The sequence below is a fragment of the Geodermatophilus saharensis genome (genome assembly GCF_900188205.1).
In the GTDB taxonomy this organism is placed as follows: Bacteria; Actinomycetota; Actinomycetes; order Mycobacteriales; family Geodermatophilaceae; genus Geodermatophilus; species Geodermatophilus saharensis.
Genome location: NZ_FZOH01000002.1, coordinates 771,744 through 792,059, shown reverse-complemented (window position 1 = coordinate 792,059; position 20,316 = coordinate 771,744). Strand labels below are relative to the sequence as shown.

At 72.5% G+C, this 20,316-nt stretch carries 12 protein-coding genes and 1 pseudogene; 6 read left to right on the top strand and 7 right to left on the bottom strand.

Annotated elements, in window-relative coordinates:
- The first annotated feature begins 60 nt into the window (after nucleotides 1–60).
- The 3 genes from CHC04_RS07965 to CHC04_RS07955 all read left to right on the top strand — a co-directional run bounded on the left by CHC04_RS07965 (nucleotide 61) and on the right by CHC04_RS07955 (nucleotide 6,611).
- Complete coding sequence (locus CHC04_RS07965; protein ID WP_089403286.1) at nucleotides 61–1,773, top strand: phage tail protein; 1,713 nt, start codon at nucleotides 61–63, stop codon at nucleotides 1,771–1,773.
- 82 nt (nucleotides 1,774–1,855) lie between these two features.
- Complete coding sequence (locus CHC04_RS07960) at nucleotides 1,856–3,868, top strand: tail fiber domain-containing protein (RefSeq protein WP_089403285.1); 2,013 nt, start codon at nucleotides 1,856–1,858, stop codon at nucleotides 3,866–3,868.
- A 16-nt stretch (nucleotides 3,869–3,884) separates the two neighbouring features.
- Complete coding sequence (locus tag CHC04_RS07955; RefSeq protein WP_176449870.1) at nucleotides 3,885–6,611, top strand: hypothetical protein; 2,727 nt, start codon at nucleotides 3,885–3,887, stop codon at nucleotides 6,609–6,611.
- A gap of 137 nt (nucleotides 6,612–6,748) precedes the next feature.
- Here CHC04_RS07955 and CHC04_RS07950 read toward each other — a convergent pair whose 3' ends face one another.
- From CHC04_RS07950 to CHC04_RS07935, 4 genes are read right to left on the bottom strand one after another with little or no spacing between them, the layout of a single operon-like run.
- Nucleotides 6,749–9,868: a lantibiotic dehydratase gene (locus CHC04_RS07950; protein ID WP_089403283.1), complete on the bottom strand. Its 3,120-nt coding sequence runs from the start codon at nucleotides 9,866–9,868 to the stop codon at nucleotides 6,749–6,751.
- A 35-nt stretch (nucleotides 9,869–9,903) separates the two neighbouring features.
- Nucleotides 9,904–10,401, bottom strand: a complete 498-nt coding sequence (locus CHC04_RS07945) for a hypothetical protein (protein WP_089403282.1) — start codon at nucleotides 10,399–10,401, stop codon at nucleotides 9,904–9,906.
- A gap of 22 nt (nucleotides 10,402–10,423) precedes the next feature.
- The gene (locus CHC04_RS07940) at nucleotides 10,424–11,803 is read right to left on the bottom strand and encodes a lanthionine synthetase C family protein (RefSeq protein ID WP_089403281.1); all 1,380 of its coding nucleotides are present in this window, start codon (nucleotides 11,801–11,803) and stop codon (nucleotides 10,424–10,426) included.
- 8 nt (nucleotides 11,804–11,811) lie between these two features.
- A complete protein-coding gene (locus CHC04_RS07935) occupies nucleotides 11,812–12,276 on the bottom strand; it encodes a hypothetical protein (protein ID WP_089403280.1) in 465 nt (154 codons plus the stop codon).
- A gap of 504 nt (nucleotides 12,277–12,780) precedes the next feature.
- On the opposite strand from CHC04_RS07935, the gene CHC04_RS07930 reads away from it, so the two are divergent.
- Nucleotides 12,781–16,161 carry an eCIS core domain-containing protein gene (locus CHC04_RS07930; RefSeq protein ID WP_089403279.1) on the top strand — a complete coding sequence of 1,127 codons (3,381 nt, stop codon included), beginning with the start codon at nucleotides 12,781–12,783 and terminating at the stop codon, nucleotides 16,159–16,161.
- Nucleotides 16,162–16,168: 7 nt separating this feature from the next.
- Nucleotides 16,169–16,525: a hypothetical protein gene (locus CHC04_RS23490; RefSeq protein WP_141233723.1), complete on the top strand. Its 357-nt coding sequence runs from the start codon at nucleotides 16,169–16,171 to the stop codon at nucleotides 16,523–16,525.
- A gap of 968 nt (nucleotides 16,526–17,493) precedes the next feature.
- On the opposite strand, the pseudogene CHC04_RS07920 reads toward CHC04_RS23490, so the two are convergent.
- The 3 genes and pseudogenes from CHC04_RS07920 to CHC04_RS25520 all read right to left on the bottom strand — a co-directional run bounded on the left by CHC04_RS07920 (nucleotide 17,494) and on the right by CHC04_RS25520 (nucleotide 19,004).
- Nucleotides 17,494–17,879, bottom strand: a pseudogene (locus CHC04_RS07920) (transposase).
- Nucleotides 17,876–18,601 (bottom strand): IS3 family transposase, encoded by a 726-nt coding sequence (locus CHC04_RS07915; protein WP_089403277.1) that lies wholly within the window; start codon nucleotides 18,599–18,601, stop codon nucleotides 17,876–17,878. Before CHC04_RS07915 ends, CHC04_RS07920 begins: the two are co-directional and overlap by 4 nt.
- Entirely contained in the window at nucleotides 18,495–19,004 is a 510-nt protein-coding gene (locus CHC04_RS25520; protein WP_425432452.1) for a transposase, read from the bottom strand. The genes CHC04_RS07915 and CHC04_RS25520 overlap by 107 nt, the downstream gene beginning before the upstream one ends.
- A 405-nt stretch (nucleotides 19,005–19,409) precedes the next feature.
- Here CHC04_RS25520 and CHC04_RS07905 point away from each other — a divergent pair, with 405 nt between their 5' ends.
- Entirely contained in the window at nucleotides 19,410–20,261 is an 852-nt protein-coding gene (locus CHC04_RS07905; protein ID WP_141233722.1) for a hypothetical protein, read from the top strand.
- Nucleotides 20,262–20,316 lie beyond the last annotated feature (55 nt).

Here is a 20,316-nt window from a genome sequence, read left to right as displayed (position 1 = left end):
CACAGCGCCCGCCCACCGGGTTGAACCCCTCCGGGCCGGCCGAGCGCAGCGAGGCCGAGCGTGAGCGCCACCAGCAGCTGGCTGCAGCACCTACCGCCCGTGCTGTGGCGCGACGAGCCCCGCGACCCGGACGACCCGCGCGGCCCCGGCTTCAGCCTGGGCGGCATGCTGAGGATCTTCGAGAAGATCCTCACCGGAATCGACGACGACGCCGCCGTCACGCGCGTCACCGCGGACGGCCAGGTGCGTGGGTACGGGGCGCTCACGGACGAGATCGCGCGGGTGCCGCTGCTGTTCGACCCGTGGAAGACCGAGGCGAGGGCGGACGCGGACTTCCTGCGGTGGCTGGCCGGCTGGGTGGCGCTGCAGTTCCCGACCCTGCAGGGCGAGGACCTGTGGGACGAGTACCAGCGGCGCAAGGCCACCGCGGAGATCGCCGGCATTCACCGCCTGCGCGGGCTGCGGGCCGGTCTGAACCGCTACCTCGAGCTCTACGCCACGGGCGCCACCCGCCCGCGCATCGCCCTGGACGACGGCACCGCCGTGCTGACCGTCGACACGGCACCCACCGGGCCGGTGCCCGTCGCGGCCCTGGTGACCCAGGGCCCGGTGGTCGTCGGCACCGAGGTGCGCGCCGAGGGCCTGGCCCGGCCGACCTGCATCGCCGCCGGCGCGGACGGGAGCCTCTTCCTCGGCGACGCCGGCACCCCCGCACCGGCCGCGGTGCGCAGGCGGTTGTGGCGGATCAGCGCCACGGGCGCGTACGACCTCGCCGGGAGGCCGCCGACGCCGCGCCCGCTGCAGCCGAACCTCCTGACGGCGAACACCGAGGCCGTCGCCGTGGCCGTCGCCCCGCCGCGGGCCGGCCGTCCCGAGACGCTCTACGTCCTCGACAGCACCGGCAAGCTGTCGGCCGTCCCCGACCCGTTCCTCGACACCGCCGTCATCACGGTGGCGACCCTGGACGTCGCCCGCGAGCCCTTCCAGCCGGTACCGATGACCGTCGACCGGAACGAGGACCTGCTCGTCCTGGACCGCGGCGGCGGGCTGGGCAGCGCCAAACCGCCGCGGATCCTCGCCGTGAACCCCGCATCGGGGACCATCACCCCGACGGTGCTGACCGAGGTCGTCCACGGGCTGTCGCTGCTCGTGCTGCCGGACGGGAAGCTGATCATCGGCGACGGCCGCGAGCAGGCACCCACCGGTGCGGCGCAGCTCGCCGGCAACCTGGTCCGGGTCGACCGGCAGCCGTCGCCGTGGCGGGAGACGGTGCTGCTGCCGGCGGACGACCGGGCCGCGAACCCGCTCGTCGCGCCGACCGGGCTCGCGCTGGGGGCGGGCGGCCAGCTCCACGTGCTCGACGCGGGACTCAAGCCCCTGTCGCCCAAGGACCTCGACGACCCCTTCGTGCTCCCCGTCGCCCAGCCGGCCGGGCTCTACCGAGTCGATCTTTCAGCGGACCCCCTCGTGGTGCGCCGGGTCACCGAGCCCGGGTCGTTCGTGTACCCGACCGGGATGGTCGCGGCCGGCGGCCGGCTCGCCGTCTGCGACCCCGGCCACCCGGACCTGCCCCAGTTCGCCACGTCCCCGCCGCGCGTCCGCCCGCACCGGTTCAACGTGGTCGTCCACTTCACCGTGTCCCGGTTGCCGGGCACACCGGCCGAGCAGGAGGCGGTGATGCGCAGGATTGTCGGCGACGTCGCTGCGATCGTCGACCGGGAGAAACCGGCGCACACGCACTGGGACCCGATCGTCGCCACCGAACGCAACTGAAGAGGGCCCGAGGGTCGCCCCACCGGAACCGACCCCATCAACCCGAACCGAACAGCCACCGAACGAATCGAGGAGTCCGGCCGTGACCAGCCTGCCGCTCAAGCGCACCGAGTACTGGAACTGGACCGGCCCCACCCCCGGTCCCCGCGGCGGCAGCACCAGCCGCGCGGAGAGCTTCACCGACGCCGAGAGCTACTTCCTCCCGCTGGGCCAGATCGGGGCCTCGGTCCTGCACGTCGCCGGAGTGGCGGACGGGCTCGGCGTGACGGCGGTGACCGGGCAGCAGGGCGTGACGGTGAAGCCGGGCGTCGCCGTGGACCCGGCCGGCCACCTCATCGCGCTCGCCCCCGGCGGCTTCGCGATCCTCGACGCGACGGTCGACCCCGACGACCCCCGCAACATCCCCACGGTCGCCGTGCCCGAGGGCGACGCCGGGCTGGTCGTGCCGACCGAGAGCCTCACAGGGGACGTCGTGCTGACCGCGACGTGGCGGGAGGTGCTGAGCGACAATCCCGCGGTCTCGGAGCGGGTGCACGCCCCGTGGCTGCGGCTGCTCGCTCCCACCGATCCGGGTCTCCAAGACCAGGTCGTGCTGGCGCGGGTGAGCCTCGACGGCACCGGCAACGTCACGGCCCTGTCGGCGGGGGTGCGCAGGCTCGTGGGCGTCTCGGCGGGGCGGGTGGAGCTGCGCCGCCCCCGCGGGTCGGGCGCATCGCCGCAGGTGGACCAGATGCCCGCCGGTGAGTTGCTGGCCCAGGCGGACGGCAGCCTCGCGCTGAACCACCTGATCCCCAGGGTGCCCGACGGCGTCGAGATCCGCAGCGTGCTGTTTGTCGACAAAGACGGGAACATGTCGATTCACGCGGGGGGCGACGACGTGACGATCAGGCCGGGCGGCGACGTGACGATCAGGCCGGGCGGCGACGTGAGGATCGCTCCGGACGGCGACGAGGTCGCGATCGTCCCGCCGAACGGCGGGGTGACGATCCGGCCGGAGGGCGGCGACGTCACGATCGTCCCGCCGAACGGCGGCGTGCGGATCGCCCCCGAGGGCGACGGGGTGACGATCGCGCCCCTGGCCGGCGGGGTCGGCATCACCCCACAGGGCGGCGTGGTCACCCTCGCGCCCTCCGGCGCGGGGGTCAGGATCGCCCCGCAGGGCGGGGAGGTCAGGATCGCCCCGACGGGCGGCGACGTGGTCATCCCCACCGGAGTCAGGATCAGCGTGGGCCTGACCGGCCCGCCGCAGCGGCCGCTGCACGTCGAGGGCCAGGAGGTCCACAGCGGGGGGAGCGGGGGTGGCTTCTCCTTCGCGGACCGGTCGACGGGCTTCGTGGAATCGCCCCTGAAGACCGGCGCCCGCTGGGTCTGGTACTGCCAGAACGGGCAGGCCCGACTCTGGTCGGGCGGCGACCTGCTGACGATCGCCCCGCAGGGCGAGGGCCTCGGCCTGGACGTGGCTCGGCGGATGCGGGTGCGTCAGGGCGGCGACGCCTCCGCGGGGATCTGGTTCAACCAGGACGACGGCGGCGACCGCGCGTTCGTCGGGATGGCGAACAAGGACGAGGTCGGCTTCTTCGGCGCCGGTCTCGGCTGGGGCCTGCGGATGAACTTCGCGACGGCCATCACCTCGATCGCGGGTCGCCTGGAGGTCAGCGGCCAGTCGTGCGCGGCGTCGTTCTGCAACCTCTCGGACGCCCGCCTCAAGACCGACGTCCGGCCGGTCACCGCCCCGCTGCGGCGAGTGGCCGCGCTGAGGGGCGTCACCTACCGCTGGCGTCCGAACTCGGGACAGAAGGGGCAGGGCATCGGGGTGCTCGCCCAGGACGTGCAGGAGGAGTTCCCGGAGCTGGTGACGCCGATGGGTCCGGACGGCGACGTCCTCGGGGTGAACTACGCGGGGCTGACGGCGGTGCTGCTCGAGGCGGTCAAGGCGCTGGAGGCCCAGCACAAGACGCTGCGCCTCCGACACGAGAACCTGGAGCAACGGGTGAAGAGGTTGGAGCGCCGGTTGCCCCCGGACGGGCTCGGCGGGCCCCCGGACCTCGCGCGCCTGGAACGGCGGCTAGATAGGCTGGAACAGCGGGAACCCTGACGGTCGGGCGACCGCCATGAGCGACGGGGCCAGGGCCGTCCGGGCCGAGCGGGACACCGGCCGGGCGGCCTCCGCCCGGGCCCCGGCCGCCCGGCCCCCCGTCGTCCTGCCTGCCGACGCCGGACATCCGCTGCTGGACCTGCAGGAGGCGGTCGGGAACCGGGTCGCGACGGGCCTGGTCACGCAGGGCTCGCCCCTCGTGCGGATCGTCGCTTATGAGCCCGGCACCGGTGCCGCGACGGGTTACCTCGCCAACGGCGCGACGGTTCCGGTCCAGGTGCTGACCAACCGGTTCGCTCCCGGCTCCTACACGGTGTCGCCCGCCGGGGCGCCGGTGGGGGATGCCGACGCGGACTTCGTCCGGTGGTCGGGAGGCGGCTTCGAATGGCGCCAGGCCGTGGCCACCTTCCAGCTGGGCGGCTCGGTGACGGTGGTGGTCGAGCCCGACCCCGCCGCCGCGTTCGCCCGGCTGCCGAACCACATCCGGGCGTACCTGCTGCGGGGCGTCACGGGCCGGCCGTCCGGCGCCGAGCTGGCCGCGCTCGTGGAGCAGGGAGAGCAGCTGGTGCGCGACGGCATCACCGAGGCGGACCTGGCGCTGGCGGACGACCCGACCGCGGCGGTGGCGATCGAGGAGAAGCTGGCCGACATCGACCTCGTGGAGGCGATGCGCCGCGCCGGATGGTCCGACTTCCCGTCGCGCGAGGAATTCTTCCGGCGGCTGGCCGCCGACGTGGCACAGACCTCGGACTTCCGCCGCTGGTGGGGCGACGAGGCCACCGCACGGGCCTGGTGGGCGGCGTTCCCGGAGGATGCGGCGCGCGACTGGGACGCCTGGGGGGAGCAGGTCTACCAGAAGGCCAAGCGCGCCGAGGAAGCCTCGTGGCTGGAGGCGTTCCGGCGGTTCGACGCCGCCGGCAACGTCGGCGAGGCCATCGGCTGGGTGACGGTGTTCGTCGCGGGCGGGTTCCTCGGCAGCGGGCCGGTGGCGGCCGGGACGCGGTTCGTCGGAACGAGGGCCGCGGCGGTCGGGCGGGTGCTGAAGGACGTGCCGGCCGCCGTCGAGGCCGCTTCGGGGGTGAAGTTCGGCCTGTGGATGAAGGCCCTGACCGCCAGCGGGCTGAGCGCGAACTTCGTCAACTCGCTGATCAACCGCACCGAGGAGGGAACCGCCGCCGGCTCGAACCCGCTGTCGATCGTGGCCGCGGCCCTGGTCGACGCCCCCGGGGTGGGGAAGCTGTACGAGGCCGTCACGGACGAGTCCCTGCTCACGAGCGAGGACCTGAACCGCAGCGACGCCGAGCGGTGGGCGGCAGGCCTGACGGGAGGGGCGGAGACCGCGCTGAACATGCTCGGCATCCGCGACTTGTTCGGCGGCGGGACGCCGCGCCCCACGACCCCGCGCGCGCCGGCGGCCGAGCCCGAGCCGGTCCCTGCCGCGGCCGGGCGCCCGGCGACCCCGGCACCGGCGGCGGAGCCGGCGCCCGCGCCCACGAATGCCGCGCCTGCCCGGCCGTCCCGCGACACCGGCGCGCCCCGCCCCGTCACACCTGGCCCGGTGCGGAGCTGGTTCTCCCGGCACATCCTCAGCGCCATCACGCGAGGTGTCCTGGAGGGCGAGCCGTCGACGCGGGGCGTCCCCGGTGCCGGCAGCCGGCCGCGGCCGGCCCTCATCGAGGCCGCGGAGGTCGCCGCACCGCGCCGCGCCGCGTCCGTGGCGGATACCCCCGACGTGCCGTCGGCCCCACCGGCTGCCACGCCGGACCTGCCGACGGGCACACCTGCGGCGGGTCCCCGAGCCCCGGCGGCCGCACCCGAGGCCGCCCCCACTGCCGGTCCTGCGGCCACCCCGACCCCCCGCGCGCCGGGCGTCCTCGACCGGCTGTTCGACCGGCTCGACCGGCTCTTCGGCCCGCAGGCCGTCCCGGCAGGCGGCGGACCATCGGTCCCGATCCCGTCGCGGCCGATGGAGTCGCGGGCGAACGAGCCTCCGGGGCGCACGACGCCGACCACCGTCGCGGACCTCAAGCCCGCTGCGGTGCTTCCGTCGAAGGGCAAGGCGGGCGTGACCGGGTGGACGGTGCAGCCGGACCGCACGGTCACGGTCCACTCCGCCGACCGGTCGGTCACCATCGCGCTGGACCAGCGGGGGAACGCGGCACGGTTGGTCGGGCAGCTGCGGATCACCCAGGACGAGGCCAGGGAGACCCTCGCCGCGATCCGGGGCGAGGTCGCGCGGGCCGCGCCACCGCCCGGGCAGCGGCTGCTCATCTCGTTCGTCCAGCAGAAGGGCGATCCCGCGGCGTGGGCGCTGAGCCGGCTGCACGACAAGTGGGGGGACTTCCTCTGGAACGGCGACGCCTTCATCGAACCGGCCACCGAGGTCAACCGCTGGAACGCCCGGGTTCCGGGCGATCGCATGCCCGAGACGCTCCGGCTGTCCGACATCGGCTACGTCTTCGTGGAGGACCCGACGCGGCCCTTCACCGATCTGCCGAGCCTGACGGCGCACACGGTCACGGAGTACTCACCGCGGAACCACAAGGGTCAACGCGCCCTCCTGCCCACGAGTCCCCGCGCGGTCGTGCGGGTGAACCCGAACGGCGTCGTCGTCGAGATCCTGGGCGTCGCGCGGAACCGGGCCGGGGAGCCCGTGATGGACGAGGCCGCCCTCGTCGCGCTCATGCGGGCCGCGGGCTGGAAGGCCGAGCTCGCCGCGCCGCAGCCGTCGGCCGCGCCCTGACCGCCCGTGTGCGGCGCTCCGACTCGGCGCACATTCCCGGTTGCCGGGCCGCGCACAGGTCACGACTTGGTGCGAGCCCGCTTACCCGGGTGCCGGCGGGTGCCAGCCCGTCCGAGCCGCCCCGGCTGGGACTTGTGTCAGTGGTGCGCGGCCGCGGGCCGCCGCAGCCGGGCGTGCAGGGCGCGGCGGAGCAGGCCCAGCAGCGTCCGCTCCGCCGGCGGGTCGACACCCCAGCGGTTGCCGTGCAGGTGGGCGAAGCTGCGGGCCAGCGTCGGCAGGGACACCTGGCACGTCCCGGCGGCATGCAGCGCGGCCAGCCGCGCCCCGAGCGGGACGATCGCTGCGCGGCGTTCCGCCAGGGCCGCCGAAACGCTGCCGTCCCCCGGCCCGTCGAGCAGGTCCCGGAGGCGGGGGCCGTGCTCGCGGTGGGCGCCGGCGGTCTCCTTCGGGGGTGGGGCGGCGTCGGAGTACCAGGCGAGCCGGGCCGCGGCGTCCAGGCCCAGCGCGTCGAGCAGGTCGTCGATGCCGAGCCCGGCCAGGCACAGGCGCTCGCCCGGGGAGCGGGCCAGCGGGAGCAGCGCGGCGACCGCCCGGCTGTCGGCGGCGAACAGCTCCTCGGCCACCGCGAGCGCCTCCGGGCCGCCGTAGCGTTCCAGCTCACGGTCGTACACCTCCAGGCCGGCGCGGTGCAGCGCCCCCGAGCCGACCAGCTCGGCCGCCGTCGCCATGGCCGCCGGCAGGGCGCGGGCGAGCAGCGTCGCCGGGTCGCCGTGCAGGCGCAACCGCAGGTGCGGCTCGGGGTCGTTGTAGCGCAGGAAGAACCAGCTGCGGGCCTCGCCGCGGGCCACCAGTTCGTCGGCCAGCGCGCGCACCGGCCCGGTGATCAGGGCGTCGTGGCCGGCGGCGGGTCCGGTGAGGGTGAGGTAGAGCCAGTCGCTGCCGGGCGTCCGTCGCCGGTCGCCGTCGTCGTGGGTCACTGCCGCCGCCGGCGCCACCGCCGTCGCGGGGCGAGCCGCGGCGGGCGCCCGCCGCACCATCGGCACCACCAGTTCGCTGACGTAGTGGCCGCCCGGGCCGGGCAGCCAGGCGTCGTCCGGCCCGGGCAGCGCCTCGTGCAGCACCAGGTCGCCGCCGAGCGAGCGGCGCAGGTCGGCGGCCAGCAGGCCGGCCTGCGCGGGGTCGTCCAGGTCGAGCAGCAGCCGGTTGTCGCCCTCGGCCAGGTACACCCGCCGCGGCAGCCGCAGGCGCCGCCGCCAGGCCGGCAGCGCGGCGGCGAACGCGGCCGGGTCGCGCACCGCCAGCTCCTCGGCGGCCCGTGCCCGGCGCCGCCGCCACTGCGCGGGCCGCAGCACGATCCGCCCGTACCGCACGCGGGGCAGCACCGGCTGGCCCTCGGCGGGTCCCCAGTCGAAGCCCGTCAGCGGGGTGATGCCGTCCAGCCCGACCTCGTGCAGGAACCGGCACACCTGCGGCGCGCTGTTGGTGTTGAGCATGTGCCCGGCCGAGACGGCCACATCGACCCCGCCGCGCTCCCACCACAGGCGCAGCCGCCCTTCCCGGACGTGCACGCGCAGCTCGTCCGCCGCGACGACCCGGTCGGCCGGTACCCCCGGCGCGACCCCGACCGGGATCTCGTAGCGCCGCGCCGCCGGGCGGATCGCCACGTTCGCCGCGCGCCGCTGGCGTGGCAGGTAGACGAGCTCGGCGACGATGCCCGTTGCGCCGTTCGCCGGCCGGCACCGGGCTTCCTCCGCCGCCGTGATCGCGTTCAGCAGGCCGGTTGCCGAGTCGCCAAGCAGGTCCGCGAAGCGCCCGAGGCCACGGCCGGCGGCGTGGGCGCCGAGGTTCGGGCCGACGAGCAGCAGGTGCTCGCCGCGGTCGAGCGCGGCGGCGGACGGTGCCAGCACGAACGCGCTGAGCTCGAGTGACGGCAGCAGCTGCTGCGGGTCGGGTGTCCGGGTCGACAGTGCCGCGAGGTCGGCGTCGTCGAGGACGACCTCCGGCGCACCCTCGGACGCCCGGCCGTACTGCAGCCCTGCCCACGCCAGCTCGGTCAGCCGCTCCGCCCGCCGCGCCCGGGCCTCCCGGTCGACCGGCCCGACGCCGTGCCCGAACGCGTGCCCGTCCGGCGGCCCGAGCCCGAACCGCGGATCGAGCAGCTCCAGCAGCGGCACGCTGCGGTCGTGGCCGTAGCGGGCGGCGAACGCCGCGCGGTAGGCGGCCAGGTGCGGGGGGCCGCCGGGGGACGGGTGCAGGCGCAGCAGCAGGTCGACGGCCCGGGCCGCGTCGGCGGCGACGGCGGCCGTCACGGCGTGTCCGGCCAGCGGGAGCGCCGAATCGACCTGGACGACGTCCCGCCCGGCGTGCCCGCTCGGCTCCGCCGCGCCCGGGTCGGTGTCGGCCTCGCGCAGCCGCGCCCGCAGGGCTGTCAGTACCGGCACGGGATCGGGGGAGGAGCCGTTGCGGGCCAAGGACCCCGCGTCCGGGTCGGCGAGCACCGTGTCCAGCAGCGCCGCCCGGTCGACGGCGTCGGCGAGTCGCGCCGCGACGTCCCGGGCGGCGGGAACGTCCGCAAGCGCGGCGAGCCGGCCCCACACGTGTGCGACGGGGTCGGCCGTCAGGGGTGGGCGCAGGTCGCTGACGAGCAGGTCCTGGCGGGCCAGCTCGTCGACCAGCTCGCACACCCGATCCCGGGGCGCTCCCGGGGTCGCGGCGAGCACCGCCGCCACCAGCGCGTCGTAGGTGATCGGGGTGCGCGCCAGCGCCAGCACCCGCCGGACAACCGGCGTGGCCCGCACCGAGACGTCCGGCCCGGCCTCACCTCCCGCGCTGCGGTCGGTCAGGTGCAGGCGCCCGGCGCGCTCGAACGCGCAGGTGTTCGCCTGCAGCCGCAGCCGGCCGGGGGCCGCCCGCTCGACTGTGCGCACCGCGTCCACCAGCCAGCCCATGTCGGGGCGGGTGCGGGTCGGTCGCAGTGCTTCGGCGATCCGCAGGTCCGTGATCGGACCCCACCCGCCGACCGCCACCCCGCCGAACAGCCCGAACGGCGTCGGCCGGGTGGCGCTGCGGATCCGGTAGCGCAGCAGCGCCTCGGCCCGACGACCGTCCGGCGCCCCGGGGCGGGCGAGCGCGGCGGCGAGATCCTCGCTGGCCACGGCGACCGCGCGGGCGAGCAGCGGGTCGTCCCTTCCCGCCGGCGTGGACCCCGGCAGGTCCAGGTAGCGCTGCACGGGCAGCAGCGGCGCGCGGACCACCATCCCGCCGACCGGTTCGTAGAGTGTGCGTCCGCCCGTCACGGCTCTTGGCAGCCCGACCGGCAGGTGAAGCAGTGCGTGTTCGCGCACGTCCCGCCGCAGTTCGTGAAGTCACCGCAGGTCTGGCCGCAGTCGGTCCGCGGGCAGGTGTTGCAGTCCGTCCGCGGGCAGGTGTTCCCGCAGGTCTGGCCGCATTGCGTCGCGGGGCACGTGTTGTGCCCGGCGCACGTGGCCGCACAGGTGTTGCAGGCGGTGGCCGGGCAGGTGTTGCGCCCCGCGCACGTGCCCGGACAGGTGTTGTTCTGGGTCCCGCACGTGCCGCCCTCGCCCTTCCCACCGGTGGGCAGGCAGCCGGCGCCATCGGTCTGTGCGTCCTCGAGGGGGGCGCCGAAGAGCGGTGCACCGCCGAACGGCTGCATCGGGTGGCCGGGCCGCCCCGCCAGCTCGCCCAGCCGCAGGTCCAGGTCGAACTCGTCCTCCCCGACGCTCCCCTCGCTCTCCGGGCCGACGTCGAACCTCGTGTCGATCTCGGTCACCGCTGCACCTCCCTCATGGGCTTCACGACAGCAGGAACAGCCGGTCCCAGGCCGGCGGCTCCGGCCCGGCCGCGGCCATCAGCGCCAGTGCGACGCCCGGAGCGCCGTCGAGCAGCGCCGGCTGGTCGACCTGCACGCCGCCCGGCTCGACGTCGCGGAATCCGAGCAGCGACCCGGGCTCGTACGCCCCGAGCAGATCGGCGGTCAGCCCGTCGACGGACGCCGCGAGATCCGGACATCCCGTGTCCGCGGCGAACCGGACCGCCACCAGCAGCAGGCCCGCGGTGCCGTGGCAGACCGTCGGGCTGGTGAGGTAGCGCTGCTCGGGCGGCCGGGCCAGCGCCGCCCGCACGGCCCGCAGTGCCAGCTCCCGGTGGCCCTGCCCGTCGAGCCCGACGTCGTCGAGCCCGGCGTGGTCGAGCCCGGCGTGGTCGAGCGCGGTACCGGCGAGCCACAGCGCCCGCGCCACGCCCGCCACCCCGTAGCACCACGCTGCCCGACCCGGATGGCACGGGTCCGGCTCGTGCGGCGTGCCGTCGGGCGCGGGCAGGCCGACGGCGTTCGGCCAGTCCGCACCCTCCGGCAGCTCGACCCGGTGCGCGGCCAGCCACCCCGCGGCCGTGGCGACGGCACCGCCGACGGCCTCGACCAGATCGTCGTCCACCGCGTCGTCGAGCAGGGCCACCGACAGCAGGGCGAGCGGGCCGGGAATCCCGTGCGCGAGCCCGCAGTTGTGGTTGCCGTGCGGGTAGGCGGTGCGCAGGGACTCGCCCGACAGCGCCGCGGGGGTGTGCCAGCGGCGCGGCTCGCCGCGGTCGGCGAGCAGGTTCGCCAGGGCGGCGAGCACCCGGCGCAGCGCTCGCGCGACGGCCGGGTCGGCGCGGCGCGCCAGCAGGTGGACGGCAGTGCCGCTCAGGCCCGAGATCAGGTCGAACGCCCCGACCCCGCACCCCCGGGCGGCCTCGAGCCGCTCCGCCGCGGCCTCCGCCCGTGGCAGCAGGGCGGCGTCGACCGTGGCCGTGAGCCGCCGGTAGCGGTCGCGCCCGCCGGTCAGCACGTGCGTGGCGTAGCCGAGGCCGGCCAGCCCCGAGTGCAGCGACGAGTCGACGTACGCCGCGGCCTCCGCGGCGGCCGTGGCGGTGGCGAGGTGGTGGTGGCCGGCCCGGTCGAAGCCCTCGCCGGGCCACCGCGCGTCCGCCGCGCCGCAGAGCAGGGCGATTCCGGCGTAGCCGCCCGCGACGGTGTGCGGACGCCAGCGGACGAAGTCCGTCAGCGTGCTCTGCTCCTGGGAGGCTGCAACCGCGGCCGCGACGATCGCCGGGTCGGCCAGTCGCGTCGCGACCTCGCGCGCCGTCTCGTCGGCCGTACGCCGTGCGGCGCTGCGGGTGCGGGTGGTGGTCATCGGCGGGCTCAGCAGACGCAGGAGAACATGAGGTTGCAGGTGTTCTGGATGCCCTCGGTCGCGCACGGGGGGTGGCAGGAGTTGTCGCAGGTCGCGCAGGTGCCCACGCAGGTGTCACCGCACCCGGTGAACGGGCAGGTGTCACAGGTGGCACCGCAGGCGGTGTGCGGGCAGGTGTCCTCGCAGGTGGCCCCGCAAGCGGTGAGCGGGCAGGTGTTCTCGCAGGTGGCGCCGCACCCGGTCGGGGGGCAGGTGGCGAGGCCGGCGCACGTGCCCGCGCACGTGTCGTCCTGGGTGTTGCACGTGGTGCCCGCGCCCTGCCCGCCGGTGGGCAGGCAGCCGAAGCCGTCCGTCTGCGCGTCCACCAGAATCCCGGCACGGGTGGCCGTCAACTCGCCCAGGCGCAGGTCGAGGTCGAACTCGTCGGCGAGCGGGTCGGCCGGGAGCACGTCACCGGCGGGGATGGCTCGCACACCCGTCCACGATCCTCGGGGTCCGGTGGGGCGGCCATACGCAGATCTACGTAGTGCGCTGCAACATGCATCATCCGCACCGCTCGCTGCGTCAGCAGCCCACCGGCACCGCTCCCCCACTGTCCAGTGCCGCACTCCGGATCGCGGAACACCAGGTATCAATCTGTTACGTCGCCGCCTCTTCTGTGATGCTCGCGGGCCTGTGCCTCGCGGTAACGCCGTCGCGGGAGAGGAGCCCACCATGACCCGCTCGACAGCACTGCCTCGGCCGCGACCTGCGATCCACGCCGACCAGCCCGTTCAAAGTCGTAGTTAATGACATGAGCTGGCTGATGAGCCTGCCGCCCGCCGCCGCGGCTGCTGTCGTGTCTCCGCTCGTATGGCTCGTCGTGGCCTTCCGCACTGCGCTGGTAGCTCCGACCATCAGGCTTACACAGTCGGCGGCGACATCGTCCTCGACACCGACGCAGCCACTGGCTTTCCACTGACCACGAGAGAGCCGCCATGTCGAGTTTCGCCAACGAGCCGAAAACGCCGGAGCGAGCGACGCTGCTCGAAGCCGGCGCGGGTGAACGCGATCCGTCCGTGCCCGATCAGGACATGGGCCAGATCCTCCAGCTGCAACGCGCGGTCGGGAATCAGGCCGTCGGCCGGCTCCTCCACGTCCACGGCCCGGCCGAGAACGATGCCGAAGCCCGTGCCGACGGCGTTGAGGACACGGTCGAGGACGAAGGCACGACCGACGGCTCCCCAGAGGCCGGCACCGTCGCAGGCGGCGATGCCACCGTCTCGTCCACGTCCGAGGAACCGACCCAGGTACCCGGCTCCGGAGCGCTGAGCAGGTCGGTGCGCGACGACATGCAACGCCAACTCGGTGCGGACCTCTCGGACGTGCGTATCCACGTCGGGACCGAGGCCGCCGGCGCGGCCGCCGCGCTCGGCGCGAGTGCGTTCACGGTCGGCAACGAGATCGCGTTCGGCGACGGCCAATACCGACCCACGACCCAGGAAGGCCGCCGGATCCTCGCGCACGAGCTGGCGCATGTCGTGCAGCAGCGCAGGACGGGTCCACGCATCCAGCGGAAGGTACGCAAGCCCCAGCAGGCGAAGAAGGAACCGACCGGACACAAGTTCCACTTTCGAGTCGCGGTGACGACGGAGATGACCGAGCAGGAGCTGCTGGTCGAGTTCGCGCGCCAGTACCACCATCTGTCGAACGCCGAAGAGGCCAAGCAGAAGATCGCCGAGCAGCACTGGCACTGGACAGGTACCGGCAGAGCGGTCACCCGGGCAGACGCAGCACTTGGGTTCGTGATCCTGCCCGTCACCCTCGGGCTCGCCCGCAGCCGGCAGAAGCTCGCAGAGAGCGCACAAATCGTGTCGACTATGACCGCGGAGCAGAAGCAGTCGCTCAACGAGCGCACCGACGCCGCGTTCTACACGGCTACCGGCACTCCGAAGGACACCAAGCTGGGTACCTCGGAGATCGACCGTGAGCAGGCGGCGTACTGGCTTCAGCTGCGGAGCCAGCTTCTCGATCTCGACGCCCTCCCACCCGAGGTCAGAGAGTTCCTCTTCGATTCGACGTCGCAACAGAAACTTGATCCGCACGACTTCGCGATTGCCCTGCGCGTTGCAAAGAAGGTCCAGGCCATGACCCCGGCCGAGCGCGCGGACTACAAGAGCAAGGTCACTGCAGAGACGACAGAGTGGAACGCCCTCGACGTGTCGCTCGACCGCTATCGTCTCAGTGTCGACGTGCGCGAGAACCAGAGCGTGGAACGCGCGGCGATCAAGACGCGCCTCACCGATCGGCTGAGTCTTTATCGTCGCGTCAAGGAATTCCGCAGGCTTGCAAACGCACCGAGGGAGTTCGTGGGCCCGGATGCGGTCCCGGCTGACTACCAGGACATTGCCGACCGTATCGCCGATGAAGAGGCCGAACGCGCGGCGATCACGGCCGAGCTCAAGTCGGCGGGGTTCGACTCCATCGATGCCTTCGAGTCGATGTGCAAGGCCTACGAGCGGGCATTCGTGAAGGAAACCGTCGCCATCGGCCACGACATGCTCCAGCGCTACGAGCACGTGCTCTGGGAACAGGAACGTCGTTACGCGGATCCCGCTGTCGCGTCGGGCATCGCGGATCGGGTGCGGGCCAGTGGCGCCAAGGCGCACTACCAGGAGGCGGCGAACCTCCGCGCTACGGCCAGCCTGATCACCCGTGATCTCGGCGGTTATGCAAAGGGCGACGTCGAGCTCAAGGCGCGGCTACGCTCTTCAGCCGCGGCTGAGGAAGCCGCAGCGGAAGCCGTGGTGAAGGGCGCCACCCCGGACGAGCCACTGATCGGTGAGCAATCATTCGACCGCAAGGAGCTCGCATCGGCCGAAAAGAGCGAAGTCGGCTCGATGCTCACGGACTACATCGCCGAGCGGCGGTCGGACATTGCCAAGTCGCACCAGTACCTGAAAGACGACCCGGAGCTGGTCTTCAAGCTCGATCTGCTCTACAACGCGTCGCTGAGCATGCAGCGCATCGAGCCGGGCACGATCTACTACGAAATCGTCCAGGACCGGCGTGAGCAGATCAAGGGGGACGAACGCGCCGTCAACCTCCTGCTGGCCGTTCTCGCCGTCGCCGCCGGGCTGGTGACGATGGGCGGTGGCACGGTCGCCGTGGCCGCGGGGGCCGCAGCCGTGGGCATCGGCGCCTACCAGGCACTAACGGAGTTCGAGAAGTACGACCAGGAATCGGCAACGTACGGAGCGAAGCTCCTTTCCGAGAAGCCATGGATGGGCTGGTGCGTGATCGCCGTCATCGGCCTCGGGATGGACATCGCCAGCACCGGCGCGGCGATCCGTGCCCTGGAGGAGCTCGCCCCCGCGGTCAAGGCACTGGAGGAGACGGGGAATCTCCTCGAGTTCGACGCCAAGCTGGCGCAGATCGCGAAGTTAAAGCAGGAGGTCAAAGAGAGCCTGCATCGGGCCGCAGAGCTTGAAACGGAGGCCAAAGCGGCCTGGCGAGCCGTCCTGCGGCCACCGCAGTACCTCCGCGCGGTCATCATTCCCGGCCTCGAGGAGTTTGGGAGGTTCGTGTGGGCCGTGTTCCTCAGTGCCCGGAAGACCATCGAGGACCTGGGCACCATCCTGAAGAATGCGAAGGCAGACGCGTGGTACGAGTCCTTGGCGCCGGAGATGAAGCTCGCAGTGCAGGAAGGGCACATCGCGGCGATCGAGGCATACCGGCGCGTCCTCAAACACGCCGACTCACTGGGCATGAACGAGCGCGAGGCCACCGCATTCTTCAAGTACTGGGGCGAGGTCGAACCAGGACTGGACGAAGCGGCCCTGCAGTCCCGCATGACAGCATGGGCGGGGCAACGCAAACAGGCCCAGGCGTTGGCTGCGGGCGCCGGTTCCCCAGAGGACATTCCCTTCGGTTTCCGGAACGCCGAGCACTGGCAGAGCTTCAAGGCGACAGCCAAGAAGGAGCTCGACCGAGCCCTGAAGAAAGTCGACCGCGAGGGTGAGGCGTTCCTGCAAGGCAGTTCGGTCTCCGGCATCTCCTACAAACGTAAGGTTCCATTCGATCCGGCTAGCGACTTCGATGTGGCCATCACGGGCAAGGACCTGTTCCGGAAGGCACGCACTGCCGGCATGGAAGTCAAGCCGAGCCCGAGTCGTATCGGACCACTCTCGGACGAGCAGGTCGCCGAGCTGGGCCTCGGCGCCTTCGCGAAGAAGCTGCGAGGCAACCTGCGAGAGGCAGGCGAAGGCTTCGCCCGAGAGGTCAAGATCATGCTGTTCCAGGACGTCGGGGCGGCCAGGAAGCCCATCGGCGAGGCCAGCACCGAGACCCTGCGCCAGACGATTCCGCTTACCGACTGAGGAAGAGATGAGCACCGAGCGTTTCGACACCTACGGGTTCTCCGCGTCCGATCTGGAGGAGGCGCATCGATTCGTCGAAGCCCGTCTCGGCCTCAACCTGCGTCAGCGCGACAGCAGCTATCGCGGTGTGTACTACGCGTTACGGCTACCCGACGACAGCGGTATCCAGCTCTACGCCAACGAGGGCGACTCCCACGTGTGGAAGTACGCGGGTTATGGCGTGCTGCTCGAGCTGTCCCGGTTGGCCGACATGGACTCCCTCCGGGACCGGCTGCTCCTGGCACCGTCTCCGGCCATCCTGCTCAACTCGCGCAATATCGAGGTGCCGGACGAGGATGAGGACGAGACTTGCGGGCCACCTTGATCCCGCTCTCGACCGCCTCCACGCCGGTGTTCATGACGAGCACCATGTCCTTGCCGGGCACCAGGTCACATACTTGCGGCGCGGCAGGACGTCCCGCGAATCGTCGTCGAAATGGTCTGCCCGGACGTCGAGAAGTGGCCGGCGACCTCGCGCTCACCGGCGTTCGCCTCCTCGGTTCTCTGCCTCCGCCATATCATTCTCCGGTGTCCTGCGCGTCGTGTGCGGGCGAGAAGTCGGTGCCCGCGCGATTTTTCGATGCCCGAGTTCTAGCAGGTGCATTGCCGCAAGCCGGCCGCCTCGGTAATCGTCATGTGCGATGAGGTCTACCTCTGGCACGAGCGGGTCCCGTGTGCCAGCGACAACTGTCGGCATCGTCGGTTCGGGCGGGCTGGTCGTCGAGCAACACCAGTTGACCCCTGACGTTGCGGAGGCTGGTAGACCACGCTCGTGCACCGTGCGCCCCGCCTGCTGCCCGTCGTGTCGTGATCGGCGTCGCTGTGCCCGACCGGGTCGAGACCGACCTGGCCGCGGGCGCCATCGCCTGCCCCGGCTGCGGTGGCGCGCTGCGCCCGCGGGGCCACGCCCGAGCACGCCGGGTCCGCGACCTGACCTCGACGGTGGCGCTGCGTCCGCGGCGGGCCCGCTGCTCGGTCTGCCGGGCCACGGGCGCGTGTCGTCATCGACCTCGCCGCGGCCGGCGATCCCGAGGCGCTATTGGTCGTCACGGGCGCAGCGGGCACGCTGGGCAGCCTGGCGGCCGTAGTCGCGGACCGCCTCCGGCTGAGCGGACCGGTCGTCCTGGCCGGGGGGGTACTGCGGGGCAGCGCGCTTCTAGGGGGACTAGTTCGCAGGGAGCTGGAGCGCCGTGGCATGCATGACATCCAGTCACTACCGGATGAGCCAGTGTCAGGCGCCGTACGACTCGCCCGGCGCATGGCCGCCGAGGCGGCGGGCTTCTAGGAGACGCATTAGTTCCTCGGTAGGCTTCGGGCGCAGATGAAGTGACAGCCAGTCGGACGAGCGCGGTGATCGTGGAAGCGCTGCGGTCGTAGCGCGGAGCCAGGCGTTTGTAGGACAACAGCCAGCCCAGCGTGCGCTCGACCACCCCGCGGTGCCGGCCCAGGCGAGCGCTGAAGTCCCGGCCGAGGCGGGCGATCCTCGCGGTGATCCTGCGGCGGCGCAGGTAGCGGCGGACCCGCGGGTTGTCATACCCCTTGTCCCCGTGCAGCTTGACCGGTCGGCGGCGCGGATGTCCGCGGCCGCGGCGGTGGATCGCCGGCACGGAGTCCAGGATCGGCTCGACCAGCATGCTGTCGTGGCGGTTGGCGCCGGAGACTGAAGTGACCCCCGTCAGGCGGACGCCTCGTTCTGTATCGTGAGCATTTGCTCGAAGTCGGCCGGGCTGAGGTTGTCGAGCCGGCTGTGGCGGCGGCGCGGGTTGTAGAAGCCCTCGATGTAACTGACGACCTCCATCTCCAGCTCGTCCCGGGTGGGCCAGGCCCGCCGGTAGACCAGTTCGGCCTTCAGCGTCGCGAAGAACGACTCGGCCAGCGCGTTGTCGAACGCCGAGCCGACCCGGCCCACCGACGCGAGCAGGCCTGAGGTGCGCAGCGTCTTGCCGAACTCGTAGGCGGTGTACTGGCTGCCGCGGTCGGAGTGGTGCACCAGTCCGGGCGCTGGCCGGCGGGCGAACAGGGCCATGCCGACCGTGTCGAGGACCAGTTTGGTGCGCAGGTGGTCGGCCATCGCCCAGCCCACGACCTTGCGGGTGCAGGCGTCGATGACGACGGCCAGGTAGAGGAAGCCCTCCCAGGTGCGCAGGTAGGTGATGTCGGCGACCCACAGCCGGTCGGGCGCAGCAGCGGTGAAGTTCCGCTCGACGGGTCCCCGGCGGTCGCGGTCGAGCGCGTGCAGCGGCCGTACTTGCCGCGCCGGCGCCGGTGGATGCCCTCCATAGCGCCCAGGCGCATCAGCCGGGCCACCCGTTTGCTGACCCCGAGGACCCCGGCAGAGACGGCGCACGCCGTTGGTGGTCTTCTCCGCGGCGATGAAGCCGAAGACCGCGCTCCGGCTCACCGCCCCGTCTCCCGGGCGAAGAAGACCGCGGCTTTTTCAGGATCTCTTTCTCGAGTTCCAGCTCGGCCACGCGGCGGCGCAGCCGGGCCAGCTGGGCCCGCTCATCGCCGCTGACCGGCCCGCCGGATGTGGCCCGCTCCCGCTTGAGCGCACCGACCCAGTTGCGCAGCGTCTCGTGGTTGACGTCGAGCTCTCGAGCGACGTCGCGGACGCCGCGGCCGCCGTCGACGACGAGCATCGCCGCCTGCCGGCGGAACTCCTCCGAATACTTGCTGACCCTCCCCAACCGGGGCCTCCTCCCTGGCTGCTGCCAAGTCTGGAGGCGTCCGGCCCACGGGGTTTCTTCACTCACGACCAACGAACCACCCTCCACGCCCGACGATGACCAACATCGGCCGATCATGCGAACAGGCATTCATGGGCATGTTCATCACGGCCAGCTCCTGTCGACCACCACAAGATCAACTCATAGGGATCGCCGCGCACCTAAGGAGGAGCCGGGACCACAAGCGGCTGCCCGCGAACGCCGCAGCGATGATCAAATGGGCCATGATGATCGGAATGGCGGCCGGGCGGCTCGCACTGGCTTCCGGGCGCCGTCCCTGGTAAGCGGTACAAGCCGCCTCACCCTTTCCCAAGACGTTGTCGGTGAGGTTTACCAGGTGATCGGACTCGGTCCGGGTGCCGTACTCGACGTCGCGCCAGCGCAGGGACCGCGTCTGATTGCATTGACCATGAACGTGGTCAGCGGGAACCTTGAGGCAGCCTCACAAAGGGGACGGCGCATCGCACACGCGCTGGGGGGTGCATGGACCCGCAATCGTCTCAGCAAGTCGACCGGACGGCCGATGAGGATGAGCCAAAGTCGCCCGACCATCGCCGCTGGGTGGGCCTAATCACCCGCCAGCACGCAGTAGCGCTCGGCCGCGGCGAGCACGGGAATCGTCAGTGGTCGGCGCTGGCGGCACTCTTCTGGGCGGCCGCCGTAAGCGCTGGGATGCTGGCGTTGATCGTCTGGCTGCTGCTCCGGCTCTTCGCCGGCACGCAGCGCCACGGACCGGAAATCACGCTCTCGCTGGTCTTCGTCGCGGCCGCCGTCGTCCTCATCATGGTGGTTGCGACGCTCACGATCGTGCTCAAGCGGCTGGGGCTGGTCAATGAAGACGAGGCGATGGGCCTGCCCCGGGGCAGCATCCGCGCCGTCATCGCCCTGATGCTGATACTGCTCTTCTTCATCGCGGCGGTCTTCCTGTTCAACACCACACGCCGGGTCCCGCCCACCGTCGATGAGCTGCGGACGCTGGAGCGCATCGACGCCGCCCGTTTGGCGACCATCCCGACCGAGCGGATCCAGCGGTCGGTCGCCGTGACCGGTGCCGACGGGACGACGCTCTACGACGTGACCCTGCTGCCCGACCCGCTAGAAAACCAGGCGGCCGACGACCTGGCCAAGCAGCTGGTCACCGTGCTCGGCACCCTGGTCACCGCCGTGGCGGCGTTCTACTTCGGCGCCAACTCCGTCAGCGGCGCTCTCAAGAGCCAGGCCGAGCTGAGGCAGCAGGAGAAGAAGAGCGACAAGGAGCACGAACTCAAGAAGGAGCACGAACTTAAGGCGCGTTCGGTGCTGGGCGGGGACGCGGCAAAGCAGCCGTTACCGTAGCCCTGAGCGCCAGCGGCTCCGTGGGCCGTATATGGCATAACGCAAATCGCAAGGA